The sequence below is a fragment of the Labrenzia sp. VG12 genome (assembly GCF_002237595.1).
Lineage (GTDB): Bacteria > Pseudomonadota > Alphaproteobacteria > Rhizobiales > Stappiaceae > Roseibium.
Genome location: NZ_CP022529.1, coordinates 4295452 through 4308970 on the forward strand (window position 1 = coordinate 4295452; position 13519 = coordinate 4308970).

The following is a 13519-nucleotide window of genomic DNA, read 5'->3' on the forward strand; positions in this document are numbered from 1 at the left end:
AAAGATTCACAGCGCCCTTCCAACCGGCCGCACCAATAAAGGGATTGAAAATGGCGGAGTTCCAGCCCCGTGTCTTCTCCGGCGTCCAGCCGACCGGCAACCTCCATCTTGGCAACTATCTGGGCGCGGTCTCGCGCTGGGTGCCGTTGCAGGACCAGATGCCGACCATCTTCTGCGTCGTCGACAGCCACGCCATCACCGCCGGCTTTCCGGACCCGCATGAGCTTGCCAACGCCACGCGGGAAGTGACCGCAGCCTATATGGCGGCCGGCATCGATCCCAAGAAGTCGATCATCTTCAACCAGTCCCAGGTGCGCGAGCATGCGGAACTGGCCTGGATCTTCAACTGTGTCGCGCGCATGGGCTGGCTCAACCGCATGACCCAGTTCAAGGAAAAGGCCGGCAAGAACAAGGAAAACGCCTCCGTTGGCCTGTTCGCCTATCCGAACCTGATGGCGGCCGACATTCTCGCCTATCGCGGCACGCATGTTCCGGTCGGTGATGACCAGAAGCAGCATCTGGAACTGACGCGCGACATCGCGGCCAAGTTCAACAACGACTTTGCCGACCGCATCAAGGAACTGGGCATCGGCGTTCCGAACCCGACACCGTCTCCTGAGCTGCCGGAATATCTCTATTTCCCGATGACCGAGCCGATGATTGCCGGCCCGGCCACCCGGATCATGTCGCTGCGCGACGGCACCAAGAAGATGTCCAAGTCCGATCCGTCGGACCTGTCGCGCATCAATCTGACCGACGATGCCGAGACCATCGCCAAGAAGATCAAGAAGGCGAAGACCGATCCGGATGCCCTGCCGAGCGAGACCGACGGTCTGGACGGCCGTCCGGAAGCGGACAACCTGGTCGGGATCTATGCCGCCCTCAGCGGCGCCAGCAAGGCCGATGTCCTGAAGGACTTCGGCGGTCAGCAGTTCTCGGCTTTCAAGCCGGCGCTGTCTGACCTGGCCGTTGAAAAGCTCTCGCCGATGACCGACGAGATGCGCCGGTTGCAGCAGGACAAGACCGAGATCGATGCGGTGCTGAAGGTCGGCGCCGAAAAGGCGTCCGAGATCGCCGAACCGGTCCTGAGGGACGTTCGCAAGATCATCGGGTTTCTGGACGTGCGCTAAGGCAGACAGCCCGCATAGAACTGAAAAAGCCCGGCCGCCGTGCCGGGCTTTTTGTTGATCACGTCCTGTCGTCAGGCCGGGGGCTGCGCTGCTGTTCCGCTCCGGGGTAGCCTCCTGCGAACTTGTCGGCGGCCGGCACCTGAAACTTCGCAATTGCTCCGGGAACCTCGGACCAAAAGAAACGGCGGCTCCGGGGAGCCGCCGCAAGGTGCTGGTAGGTAACGTCTTTTATTGGGTTATGATCTCCGGCCCCATGAAGTAATAGGGCAGGAAGGTCGACAGGGCCGGCACATAGGTCACCAGGATCAGGAACAGGAGCAGCACCAGAACGAAGGGTGCGGCGGCCTTGACCACCTGGACCAGGCTCATGCCCGTGATCCCCGAGGTCACGAACAGGTTCAGCCCGATCGGCGGCGTGATCATGCCGATTTCCATGTTCACCACCATCAGGATGCCCAGATGGATCGGATCGACGCCGAGCTCGATGCCGATCGGGAACACCACCGGAGCAACGATCAGGAGCAGCCCGGACGGCTCCATGAACTGGCCGCCGATCAGCAGGATGATGTTGACCGCGATCAGGAAGGTGAACCAGTTGAAGCCGGCTTCAACCATCCAGTCGGTGATCACCTGCGGGATCTGTTCCGCCGTCAGCGTGTGTGCAAAGAGCAGCGCGTTGACGATGATGAACATCAGCATGATCGTGGTCTTGCCGGAATCAGACAGCACCTTCTTGGTGTCCCTGTGGAACAGCGCCGGGAAGAAATTCCAGCCGATCAAACCAAGATTTCGGCCCCAGACCTTGCCGCCAACCGCATAGGTGGCCGGCAGGGCGGCGGGCGAAATGCCGTGGCGCAGCAGCGGATACCCGATCAGGGCGGCCAGCAGAATGGCGGCGCTGTCGATCCCGAAGAATGCGGTCCGGCTGGTGAAGGCATAGGCAAGGGCCGACCAGACGAACATGGCGATGATCGCATAGGTGATGGTCTTGAAGCCGGCAAGACCCAGCTCGCCGTCCGTTTCGCTGACCCAGCCGACGCCTGAAAGCGGGCCCATGTCGCGATAGACAAACAGCGCGATCAGACCGGCATAGACGGCGGCAACGGCTGCAGCTTCCGTCGGCGTGAAGACACCGCCATAGATGCCGCCCAGGATGATGACCATCAGGAACAGTCCGACGGCTGCCTGCGAGACCGAGCTCCAGAGTTCCTTCCATCCGGCCCAGGGCTGCGCCGGCAGCTTCTTGACGCGCGCCATGATGTAGATCGCGGTCATGAGCATCAGGCCGGCAATGATGCCGGGGATGACCCCTGCAAAGAACATGCGGCCGACGGAGACGTTTGTTGCCGCGGCATAGACCACCATCACGATGGAGGGCGGGATCAGGATGCCGAGCGTGCCCGCATTGGCGATGACACCGGCTGCGAATTCCTTGGTGTAGCCCGCATGGCGCATGCCGGCGATGGCAATGGTACCGATGGCAACCACGGTGGCGGGCGAAGAGCCGGACAGGGCCGCAAACAGCATGCAAGCGAACACCGCGGCAATGGCGAGACCCCCGCGGATCCAGCCAACGGCGTCGATCGAGAAGCGGATGATGCGCCGGGCAACGCCGCCGGTCGACATGAAGCTCGAAGCCAGGATGAAGAACGGGATCGCCAACAGTGTGAAGTTCTGCGAGGCGTTGAACAGCTGCACCGCCACGGAGCTCATGGAATCATGGCTGAACAGCGCGATATAGAGGACGGCCGAAAGGCCAAGCGAAACGGCAATCGGGACCCCGAGGAACAGAAAGCCGAAGACGAAGATAAACAGAAATGCGGTTTCCATCGGGCCTTAGTCCTTCAAGACGTCTTTGTTCTCGGCAACCAGCTCCTCCGCCTCGTGGGCGGCGATGATGGCTTCCTTCTTGCCGGTCAGGATGAGGAGGAACCCCTGAAGGGCACGATAGGCCAGAAGCGCAAGGCCGATGGGCAGGATGATGTAGGGCATCCAGCGCGGCACGCGTTCCTTGACGCCGAACCACTCCTGGATGAAGCCCGGCCATTTCAGGTCCTCCATGCCGATCGGCACCTTGTAGAACTTGGCGAAATAGGCATAGGCACCGCCGGTCGAGCCCTTGTTTTCCAGCGCGAGCATGCCGCCGAACCAGGTGGCATCGAACAGCAGCACGGCATAAAGCAGCGTCAGCCCCGCGCCGAGCAGCGCGGCCAGACGGTACATGGGTGCGGGCAGAAGCTTGATGACTGCGTCAACGCCGAGATGGGCACCGATCTTGATGCCGTAGCTCATGCCGAACAGGATCAGCCAGGCAAACAGCACGCGGGTGAATTCCAATGCTGCCCCCCAGCCGGAGTTGAAACCGTAGCGGGCGACGACCTGGGAAAAGGTGACGAGTGTCATCAGGGCCAGAATGATGGCGATGATGTTCTCATCCAGCGACGCGATGGTCTTTGGCGACACCCTGTCCAGTACGACGTAGAGGCAGAAGAAAACGGCGGTGAGCAAGAGTGGCCAATAGTAGGCCAGGAACTCCGAACCCATGGTCCCCCCATAGTGAAGCGCTCTTGAACGAGCTTGTTCATGGTATGAGGAAGAAGGCCATGAGGCCTTCTTCCATGTTGTGTATGTCGGGAGTGGGATCAGCTGGCCTTGTTGGAGGCGACTGCAGCGTCGATCACGTCCTGGCCGATGTCGTCGCGGAACTTGTCCCAGACCGGCTTCATGGTTTCAACCCACTCGTTACGCTGTTCCGGCGTCAGAGTGCGGACTTCACCACCAGCTTCGATGATCTTCTGCTTGTTGGCTTCGTTGATGTCGGTCGAACGGGCGTTGTACTCGTCGGTGACTTCGTTGAAGATCGTCAGGAACTGGTCACGCACGTCGCCATCCAGGCTGTCGAGCCATTCCTGGGAGGTCACGGCCAGGTAGGTCAGCAGCTGGTGGTTGGTTTCAGTGGTGCCGTCCTGCACTTCGAAGAACTTCTGGGTGTAGATGTTGGACCAGGTGTTTTCCTGTCCATCCACAACACCGGTCTGCAGCGCGCCATAGACTTCCTTGAAGGCCAGTTTCTGGGCGTTGGCGCCCATGGCTTCGATCATGGCCACGGCCACGTCGGAGGTCTGCACGCGGAACTTCAGGCCGGCAGCGTCGCTCGGCACCAGCAGCGGCTTGTTGGCGGAGAACTGCTTCAGGCCGTTGAAGACATAGCCGAGGCCGACAAAGCCGTAATCGGACATGGCGCCCAGCAGTTCCTGACCCTTTTCACCCTTGGTGAAGGTGGTGACCGCATCCATGTTGGTGAACAGGAACGGCAGGTCGAAGACGCGGTATTTCAGCGTGTAGGATTCGAACTTGGACAGAGACGGTGCTGCGAGCTGGACGTCGCCGAGCAGCAGAGCTTCCATCACCTTGTTGTCGTCGAACAGCTGCGAAGACGGGAACACCTGCATGCAGGCCTTGCCGTCCATTTCCGTGTTGATGCGGTTCGCCAGTGCGGTGGCCATTTCCCCTTTCGGGTGACCTTGGGCTGCAACCACGTGGCTGAACTTGATGATGACTTCACCGTCGCCGCAGTCATCTGCATATGCGGACGGGGCAAAGGCAAAGGAAGCCGCAGCTGCAGCGGCAAGTACAAACTTTTTCATCTGATGTCCTCCCAGACATTTCGAATTGACGGCCGGGTTGGCCGGACAGCGCGGTGGCTGGTCGGCACATCATTGGCAATCCGCGTGCCAAGTGCCGCCTGCTTCTTGAAAAGCGCCGGTTTCTGCAGGTTAACAAAGTATGACTTTGCGCGCGTCTTGGGAGGACCCCTTAGGAAATGGGTGGAGTCTGACACATGGTGGACAGGCGATGTGTCGAAACCGACACATCGCAGGTCATCGAGGGCGATCCGCGCGGACTATTGCCAGAGGGCACCGCTTTCCGGATCGTGGCGCACGGGTCTTGCCAGTTGCCTGAGCTTGTCGGGGTTGCGGACAACAAGGATGCGGTCGATCCGGCCGTCCTCGTCATAACCGAAGGTCAGGGCGGTCACCACGCGCATGTCCTCCAGGACGACCAGCCCGCGCAGCCCGTTGATAAAACAGGGCAGGACCGGGGCACCGCCCCACAGGCGGCGGATAATCTGGGCCACATATTTGGCGACCTCGTCGCGCCCCTCGAGCACACGGCCGAGGGCCGCCACCTTGCCGCCGCCGTCGGAGTGGAACTGCACCGTTTCCGACAGCAAGCCACTGAGCTGGTCCGTCGAGCCGCTTTCCACCGCGTTCAGGAAGGCCGACAGCATCTGCTGCTGGTGATCGGGTGTCGGCACGAAGCGCGTCGCAGGGTTCTGGATGTGCCTGCCGGCCCGTGACACCAGCTGGCGGCAGGCGGTTTCGCTGAGGTCCAGCGCCTGTGCGACATCCTCATAGGGTTTGCCGAACACTTCCCGCAGCACGTAGGCCGCGCGTTCCTTCGGGCTGAGCCGTTCCAGCAACAGCAAAAAGGCCGTTGTCAGCGACTGGGCCCGCTCCAGGTCGATTTCGGGGTCTGACCCGGCATCGACCTGGAGCGGTTCGGGGATCCACGGGCCGACATAGTCGACCCGTTTCCGGTGCGCCGCCTTGAGCGCGTCCAGACAGCAATTGGTGCAAACCGTTGTCAGAAAGGCTTCCCGATTGGCTATCGAGGCTTTTTCCGTGCCCTGCCATTTCAGAAACGTGTCCTGGACCGCATCCTCGGCATCCGCCATGGAGCCGAGCATGCGGTAGGCCAGCCCCAGAAGGCGCGGGCGCATGGTTTCGAATGGATCGCTGTCCGGACCTGTCATCATGAAGGCTGCCTTCCGTCAGTGGTTGGACACCTGGACCCGGTTCCACAGGTTGATCATGGCAACGGCGGCCGTGATCGCACTGATCTCGGCATCGCTGAAGTGATTGCGCAGATCGGACCTGAGCCACTCGTAGTCCGTTTTGGGGTCAAGGCTGGTCAGCGCCTCGGTCCAGGCGAAGGCGGCCTTTTCCGCCGGCGTGAAATCATCGACATGCCGCCAGACCACAACGCGCTGCAGCCGCTCCTGGGTCTCGCCATCGGTCAGCGCTTCCTCGGTATGCATCTTGACGCAATAGGCGCACTGGTTGATCTGCGAGGCGCGCAGATCGATCAGGTGCCGCAATTTCGGCTCCAGTTCCGCCTTGCCGATCGCACCGCTCGCGGCAACGAAGCATTTCACGATGTCCGGGACGTTCTGGTAGTGATTGATGGCCGTTGAAGTTGTCATGTGTGTCTTCCGTCCTTGGTTGCAATATGGGGACACAGGGATGACGAGCGAAGGCTTTCGTCTGTGACATGAGGGTAAGATTTTTTTCTCACCGTTTGTCATTCCGCTTGTTGCGGGAGGACAACTGAGACCTTTGTGAAGGCTGGAAAGGGCCTCATCAGGCCGGTAGGGCCTCTTCCTTGCCGAGACCGTATTTGCGCATCTTTTCATAGAGCGCCTTGCGGGAGAGGCCGAGGGTCTCGTAGGTCGGTTTGATGGCGCCGTCATTGCGCTTCAGTTCCGCAGCGATCAGGGCCCGTTCATAGGCGGCGACCCGTTCGAAGAGCGTGCTGCCCGCATCTCCCGTTGGCTCTGTGACCTCTTCCACGCCAAGCACGAAACGGTCGGCGACATTGCGCAATTCGCGCACATTGCCGGGCCAGTCGCGGGCCATCAGGCCGGCCAGGTAGTCTTCACCGATATCGGGGATCTCGCGCCGGTAGCGCGCACGGGCTTCAACGGCCAGATGCCGGAACAGGAGCGGGATATCCTGCAGCCGGTCCCGAAGGGGCGGTATGGAGACGTTGACGACGTTCAGCCTGTAGAAGAGATCGAGGCGGAACCGCCCTTCCTTGCCGGCCGCCTCAAGGTCATCCTTGGTTGCTGCGATAAACCGCACGTCCAGTTCGATGGCCTTGTTGGATCCGAGCCGCTCGATGGTCCGGGTCTCGATCACACGCAGCAGCTTGACCTGCAGTTCCAGGGGCATGGATTCGATTTCGTCCAGAAACACTGTGCCGCCATGGGCGTGTTCCAGTTTGCCGATGCGCTGGCCGCTGGCGCCGGTGAAGGCGCCTTTTTCGTGCCCGAACAGCTCCGATTCGATGATTTCGGCAGGCAATGCGCCGCAATTGAGCGCCACAAACGGCTTGTCGGCGCGCGGGCCTTCATCATGCAGGGCCCTGGCAACGACTTCCTTGCCGGAGCCGGTCTCGCCGAGGATCAGGACATCGGCGTCGGTTGTCGCTAGCGCCGTGACATTGCGGCGAAGCAGGTCCATGGCCGGTGTCCGCCCGACGAGACGGCTTTCCAGGCCGGTCCGGTCTGCCAGTTCCTCGCGCAGCTTGCGGTTTTCCAGAACCAGCCGGCGCTTGTCGAGAGCGCGTTCCACGACGGAGGCCAGATGGGAAACGGAAAACGGTTTTTCCAGAAAGTCATAGGCACCGGCCCGCATGGCCTCGACCGCCAGTGGTACGTCGCCATGGCCGGTGATCAGCACCACCGGCAGGGCCGGATCGATCTCGAAGGCCTTTTTCATCACCTGGAAACCGTCTGTGCCCGGCATGCGGATGTCGGTCACCAGCACGCCGTAGAAATCCCGGTTGACCTTTTCCAGGGCGTCTTCCGGCGCACCTGTTGCAAAAACGTCCTGGCCGGAAAGCTCCAGTCCCTGGCTCAGGGATCCGCGCAGATCCTCCTCGTCGTCTATCAAAAGGACGGTTGCGTGATCCATGAGGGCCTTTCTATTCGGCTGCCAGGGCGGTTTCGTCGGCAATGGGCAGGCGCATGGTGAACCGCGCGCCGCCTTCATCGAGGTTGGTCGCTTTCAGCGAGCCGGAAAAGTCATGGACGATTTTATAGGCAATCGACAAGCCCAGTCCGAGTCCAGCGCCGACATCCTTGGTGGTAAAGAAGGGATCGAAGATCTGGGGCAAGACATCAGCATCAATGCCGGGGCCGTTGTCGCTGACGGTCAGCACGGCTTCCTGGTTGTCGCGTTTCAACGTCAGTGTCACATGTGGCAGCGGACTGCCGCTGACAGCATCGACGGCATTCGACAGGAGGTTGATGACCACCTGCTCCAGGCGGATGCGCCCGCCTTTGACGATAATGTCGGCGTCGGGCAGGTCCAGCGACAGATCCACTTTCTTCTGCTTGATCTGCGGCTGCAGCAGGAGCGTTGCCTCGTCGATCACCTGGCGCAGTGACACCGGCTTGATGTCGGTGCCCGACTTGCGGGTGAAGCCCTTCAGCGTCTTGGCGATCTCGGCCATGCGGGTGACCATGCCCTCGATGCGGCCGAGATTGGTTTTGGCTTCGCCCGCGCGCCCGCGCTCGATCAGCATGCCGGCGATTTCCGCATCCGAGCGGATGGCTGCGAGGGGCTGGTTGTATTCATGGCTGAGCGCGGCCGACATGCGCCCCAGTGTTGCCAGCTTGGCGGCCTGCACCAGTTCGGCCTGGGTCAGGCGCAGGTTGGCCTCGGCCTGTTCGCGCTCCCGGACCTCGCGTTCCAGATGGGTGTTGGCCTTCCTGAGATCGGAGGTGCGGCTCTGAACCCGGCGTTCCAGTCGCAGTGCGGCCGCGCGCGTGCGCCGCTCCTGGCGCACAAATTCGGCGCGCCGCGCAATCAGGATGGCCAGGCCTCCGGCCATGATCACGCAGACCAGCAGGGCAACGAGCATCGCCCAGCCCGATCTCTGGCGTGCATCGGTGATGTCGACCAGGGACCGCACCTGCCAACCAAGAACAGCGACATCTTCCTTCAGCTGCATGTGATGGTCGCCTGTCGGCGCCGCAGGCAGGAGCAGTTCAACACCTTCGAACAGCGACAGGTCGGCGATATCACGCCCGAGGTTGAGCTCGGACACCAGTTTGCCCCGCCATTCGGGCACGTTGGAGACGACAACCCGGCCGGATGTGTCGAGTGCAAAAATCGTGTCCTTGCTGAGCGCCCAGGCCTGTTCGACGTCATCCAGGCTGACGCGGACAGCCAGAACGCCGGTAATCTCGTTCCCCTGCCTGAGGGGCGAGGCGAAGACGTAGTTCGAGGCACGGACCGGGGTCCCGGGCAGCAACTGCCGGCCAAGCTGACCCTGGAGGGCGAGGTCGAATGCCTGCCGGATCTGGTCGGCGCCACCGATCGATCCAGCGGGAACACCGGCCTGGCTGGAAACGACGACATTGCCGGCTGCATCCATCAGCCAGATTTCCTCCGCGCCCGACATGCCGGCGGCTATGGCCGTGATGCCCGGGTCCTGGGGCGGCCGGCCTTCGTTCAGAAGATCGCTGATATCCGGACCGCGCGCCAACAGGGGCGACAGCAGTCGGAACTTGTCGAGCAGGCGTTCCAGCACGGCGGTCTGCACGGCCAGATTGGCACGTGCGCCAGTTTCCAGCTCCGCCAGCGTGATCCTGAGACTGCCAAAACCCGTCAGCCAAAGGATCAGCAGGGTCGCAAGCAGGAGCGACGCACCGATGCCGATTTTGAGCTTGCGCCAGGTCTGACGCAGGGGTTTGCGTATCATGGCGCCAGTATACCGATGCCAAGGCATCCGTGAACCCGCACCAGCGTTTACAGCTCTTTGCGGGAAACGTCTGTGCGTGCCGGGGCGCGCTGGCGCCGGTCGATCGCGACACTCTTGATCAGCACCGTGACGTTTCGGCCCTTGTGCAGATCGAGTTCGGCGACCGACGCCCGGGTGATGCGTGCCCGCAATGTCTGACCCTGCACGGAACACAGAAGTTCAGCATAGGGGCCGGTTTCGCTTGATATGCTGGTGATGGTTGCGTCAAACGCGTTTCGGATCGACAGGCCTTCCGGCGGATAGAGGGCGAGAGCGACATCCCTTGCGCGGATGCGCAATCGGACTGCATCGCCGACATCCGCCGCCATATCCGGAATCTGGAGGACGGCGCCACCGATATCGACATGGGTCAGGCCCCAGTCTGGATCGACCAATGCAACAACGCCTTCCAGCAGAGCGCCTGCTTCGTGCCGGCCGGTTGCCTTGCCGAGATCCGTTCTCGCCAGCATGTCGGCGACCGGACCAAAGGCCGGTGTCTGTCCGTCCGACAGGATCACCAGCGTGTTGGAAAGCCGCGCAACTTCTTCAATGGAGTGGCTGACATAAAGGATCGGAATGCCGGCTTCCACACACAGCCGGTCGAGATAGGGCAGGATGTCGTTGCGCCGCGCCTGGTCCAGATTGGCCAGCGGTTCATCCATGATCAGAAGCCTGGGGTCGGACAGCAGCGCTCGCCCGATGGCGACACGTTGCCGCTCGCCGCCTGACAGCGTGCGCGGCATGCGCCGCAGCAGCTGGCCGAGACCGAGCAGGTCGGTAACTTCCTGAAAATCGCGCGTGGAGCTTCTTCGACCGGCCCACCGGGCGTAGGTCATGTTGGCTTTCACGCTCAAATGCGGAAACAGGCGGGCATCCTGAAAGACATGGCCGATCCGGCGCGCCTGCACCGGCAGATTGATGTTCTTCTCCGCGTCGAACAAAACGGTGCCGTTGACCGCAATCCGGCCGCTCAGGGGAGTGTTCAGTCCGGCAATCATGTTGGTCAGCGAGGTCTTGCCGGCACCGGACTGGCCGAACAGAGACGTCACGCCTCCGGAGCTCTGGAACGATGCCTGCAGAGGCATCCGGCCGACCTGGCCCTTGATGTCGACGTCAAGCATGGCCGGCCCCCATGCGGTTTCGCAGCCGGCGAACCAGCAGTTCGGACGCGATCAGCGCTGCGAAGGCAACGAAGACAGCAATCAGGGTCAGACGGAAGGCCGCAAGGTCACCGCTCGGGGTCTGGGTCGCCGTATAAAGCGCCAGTGCCAATGTGCGGGTTTCCCCCGGGATGTTGGACACGAAAGTGATGGTGGCACCGAATTCGCCCATCGCCTTGGCAAAGCCGAGGATGGCACCGCCGAGAATACCTGGCAGGGCAAGTGGCAGCGTGACGGTGACAAACGCGATCAGCCGATGGGCGCCGAGCGATTTCGCCGCTTCCTCCAGCTTCGGATCAACTGCTTCGAAGGAGATCCGGATCGGCCGCACCATCAAGGGAAAGGCCATGACACCGGCCGCAAGCGCCGCACCGGTCCAGTTGAAGGCGAAGGTGAACCCGAACGTATTGTCCAGGAAAGCACCAACGGCGCCCTTGCGGCCAAACGTCAGAAGCAGAACATAACCGGTGACGACGGGGGGCAGAACCAGGGGCAGATGAACGAGGGCGTTCAGCAGACCATGGCCGGGAAAGCTGAACCTGGCCAGCACGTAGGCCATCAGGACGGCCAGTGGCAGTGCCACGCACAGCGCGGCGGCAGCGACCTTGAGCGTCAAAAGAAGCGCTTGCCATTCACTTGGCTGAAGGGTGAAAAAATCCACGTTTGCTCAGTCTGTCGGTTCCGGTCGCAGGCAAATGTTGACTTGCCTGTCAGTCGTTATCGACCACAAAGCCGAAAGAGCGCAAGATCTGCTTTGCCTCCGGGCCTTCCAGAAAGGCCGTGAAGGTAGAGGCCGATGGATTGGCGTGGCCGGTTGTCGGGCCGGCCAGGTAGCGGATCGGTGGATGGCTGTCCGGCGGAAAACGGAACAGGACGGCAACACCCGGTTCGATCCGGGCATCTGTCACGTAGACAAGACCGAGCGGCGTGTCTCCGCGGGCAACGGAGGCCAGTGCAACGCGCACATTTTCCATTGGCGCAAGCGATCCGGCAACCGCCGGCCAGAGACCCAGGCCGGTCAGGGCCTCGCTGCCATAGCGGCCGGCCGGTACCGTATCCGGGTCGGCCATGGCCAGGCGATGGCCGCCGAGAAAGGTCGCAAGGCCTTCCGGAGTAGCAGTCAGTGGACCGGCTTTTTGCTGGCCGACCAGAACAAGGGCATTCGAGGCAATGTCGCGAACCGTGTCCTCGCTGACCGCGCCGGCATCGACAACGTAATCCATCCAGTCCGCGTCGGCCGAAACGAACACGTCTGCCGGCGCGCCCGCCTCGATTTGCCGCGCAAGGGTGCCGGTTCCGGCGAACGAGAAGATCGGCGCGGTGCCGGTTTTTTCACCGTAGGCGTCCCCGATGGCTTCCATCGCTTCGCGCATGCTTGCAGCGGCAAACACGGTGAGCGGCTGATCGGCCCGGATTGGTGTCAGGCTCGACAGGACAAGGAGGAAAGCAAGAGCGAGAGTTCTGAGCATGGGGACATGTTTCTTGACACGGAAATTTTACCTAAGCCCTTCCCGTCGCGGCTTCAATAGCTCTGGCCGTGGTTTCGGTCGCTTCCGGACGGCTCCGGTGATCATTGACCTTTTCAGTGCGCAGCCGCCTGTGTCATCAACCCTCCTTTCTTCCGAGCGATCCGAGACAACGATGATGATTGAATTGAAAGTGCAAACCCCGGACCCAGACACGTATCTGGCCCTGCGCAGCGGCGCCGGGCTCGGCGGTTACGAAAGGGATGCGGCGGAAAAAGGTCTGAAGAACAGTGTCCACGCCGTCATGCTGTTTGACGGAGACAAGCCAATCGGCATGGGCCGGCTGATCGGAGATGGCGGCCTCTTTCTGCAGGTAACGGACATTGCTGTCCTGCCGGACTATCAGGGGCAGGGGCTCGGAAAGCGGATCATGGCGGCCCTGACGAAGTTCATCGAAACGGAACTGCCTCAAAGTGCCTATGTCAGTCTCATCGCTGACGTACCGGCAAACCGGCTCTATGAGCAATTCGGCTTCAAGGAGACTGCACCACGTTCGGTCGGCATGTCCCGGCGGGCCAACCTGAAATAAACCGTCCTCGGCTCGCAAATCGGGTCGTGACGGTCCGTGCTGCTGCCTATGGTCTCCTCAGACAGATTGAGGAGACCAGACATGTTCCAGATCCAACCCCTGCCCGCTTCCGAGTTTTCGCATCTTTACGGACTGAGCGATGCCGAACTCGCCGCCAAAAACATCCAGGTGCATTATTCTGATGGCGGTTTCCCGTGCCGGGTGTCGCTTGAAGACGTTGCCGAAGGCACGCGCGTCTTTCTGATGAACTTCGAACATCAGTCGGGCGAATCGCCCTACCGCTCACGCCACGCGATCTTCGTTGCCGATGGCGCCGAGGAATGCCATCCGGAGGCAGATACGGTGCCGGAGGTCATTGCCTGCCGTCTGCTGTCGGTCCGGGCCTTCAACCGGGCACACGAAATTGTCGATGCGGAGGTGATCGAGGGCCGCGAGGTGGACGATCAGATCAGGACGTTTTTTGAAAACCCGCAGGTCGACTACATCCACCTGCATTTTGCGCGTCGCGGCTGTTTTGCGGCCAAGGTGACACGGACGGCGTGGAGCTGACGCTTTTCGAAATGCGTGAAACAATTCGTGCCG

At 61.6% G+C, this 13519-nt stretch carries 13 protein-coding genes; 3 read left to right on the forward strand and 10 right to left on the reverse strand.

Going from position 1 to position 13519, the window contains the following annotated elements; translation table 11 throughout:
- Positions 1-50 precede the first annotated feature (50 nt).
- A complete protein-coding gene (gene trpS, locus CHH27_RS20000; protein WP_094073154.1) occupies positions 51-1130 on the forward strand; it encodes a tryptophan--tRNA ligase in 1080 nt (359 codons plus the stop codon).
- Positions 1131-1358: 228 nt separating this feature from the next.
- Here trpS and CHH27_RS20005 read toward each other — a convergent pair whose 3' ends face one another.
- The 10 genes from CHH27_RS20005 to modA form a co-directional block, all read right to left on the reverse strand.
- A complete protein-coding gene (locus CHH27_RS20005; RefSeq protein ID WP_094073155.1) occupies positions 1359-2960 on the reverse strand; it encodes a TRAP transporter large permease in 1602 nt (533 codons plus the stop codon).
- A 6-nt stretch (positions 2961-2966) separates the two neighbouring features.
- Positions 2967-3674 carry a TRAP transporter small permease gene (locus CHH27_RS20010; RefSeq protein WP_094073156.1) on the reverse strand — a complete coding sequence of 236 codons (708 nt, stop codon included), beginning with the start codon at positions 3672-3674 and terminating at the stop codon, positions 2967-2969.
- A gap of 98 nt (positions 3675-3772) precedes the next feature.
- On the reverse strand, positions 3773-4777 hold the full coding sequence (locus CHH27_RS20015; RefSeq protein WP_094073157.1) for a DctP family TRAP transporter solute-binding subunit: 1005 nt from the start codon (positions 4775-4777) through the stop codon (positions 3773-3775).
- Positions 4778-5034: 257 nt separating this feature from the next.
- The gene (gene sigJ / locus CHH27_RS20020; RefSeq protein ID WP_198338259.1) at positions 5035-5949 is read right to left on the reverse strand and encodes an RNA polymerase sigma factor SigJ; all 915 of its coding nucleotides are present in this window, start codon (positions 5947-5949) and stop codon (positions 5035-5037) included.
- A gap of 15 nt (positions 5950-5964) precedes the next feature.
- Positions 5965-6396: a carboxymuconolactone decarboxylase family protein gene (locus tag CHH27_RS20025; protein WP_094073158.1), complete on the reverse strand. Its 432-nt coding sequence runs from the start codon at positions 6394-6396 to the stop codon at positions 5965-5967.
- Between the two features lie 157 nt (positions 6397-6553).
- Positions 6554-7888: a sigma-54 dependent transcriptional regulator gene (locus CHH27_RS20030; RefSeq protein ID WP_094073159.1), complete on the reverse strand. Its 1335-nt coding sequence runs from the start codon at positions 7886-7888 to the stop codon at positions 6554-6556.
- Positions 7889-7898: 10 nt separating this feature from the next.
- Positions 7899-9683, reverse strand: coding sequence for an ATP-binding protein (locus tag CHH27_RS20035; protein ID WP_094073160.1), 1785 nt, complete (start codon positions 9681-9683; stop codon positions 7899-7901).
- A gap of 47 nt (positions 9684-9730) precedes the next feature.
- On the reverse strand, positions 9731-10843 hold the full coding sequence (gene modC / locus CHH27_RS20040; protein WP_094073161.1) for a molybdenum ABC transporter ATP-binding protein: 1113 nt from the start codon (positions 10841-10843) through the stop codon (positions 9731-9733).
- Positions 10836-11543 carry a molybdate ABC transporter permease subunit gene (modB, locus tag CHH27_RS20045; RefSeq protein WP_094073162.1) on the reverse strand — a complete coding sequence of 236 codons (708 nt, stop codon included), beginning with the start codon at positions 11541-11543 and terminating at the stop codon, positions 10836-10838. The genes modC and modB overlap by 8 nt, the downstream gene beginning before the upstream one ends.
- A 49-nt stretch (positions 11544-11592) precedes the next feature.
- Positions 11593-12351 carry a molybdate ABC transporter substrate-binding protein gene (gene modA, locus CHH27_RS20050; RefSeq protein ID WP_094073163.1) on the reverse strand — a complete coding sequence of 253 codons (759 nt, stop codon included), beginning with the start codon at positions 12349-12351 and terminating at the stop codon, positions 11593-11595.
- A gap of 172 nt (positions 12352-12523) precedes the next feature.
- Between modA and CHH27_RS20055 the strand changes: the two genes are divergently transcribed.
- Positions 12524-12937 (forward strand): GNAT family N-acetyltransferase, encoded by a 414-nt coding sequence (locus CHH27_RS20055; protein ID WP_094074890.1) that lies wholly within the window; start codon positions 12524-12526, stop codon positions 12935-12937.
- Positions 12938-13018: 81 nt separating this feature from the next.
- Positions 13019-13486, forward strand: a complete 468-nt coding sequence (locus tag CHH27_RS20060) for a DUF1203 domain-containing protein (RefSeq protein WP_094073164.1) — start codon at positions 13019-13021, stop codon at positions 13484-13486.
- Positions 13487-13519 lie beyond the last annotated feature (33 nt).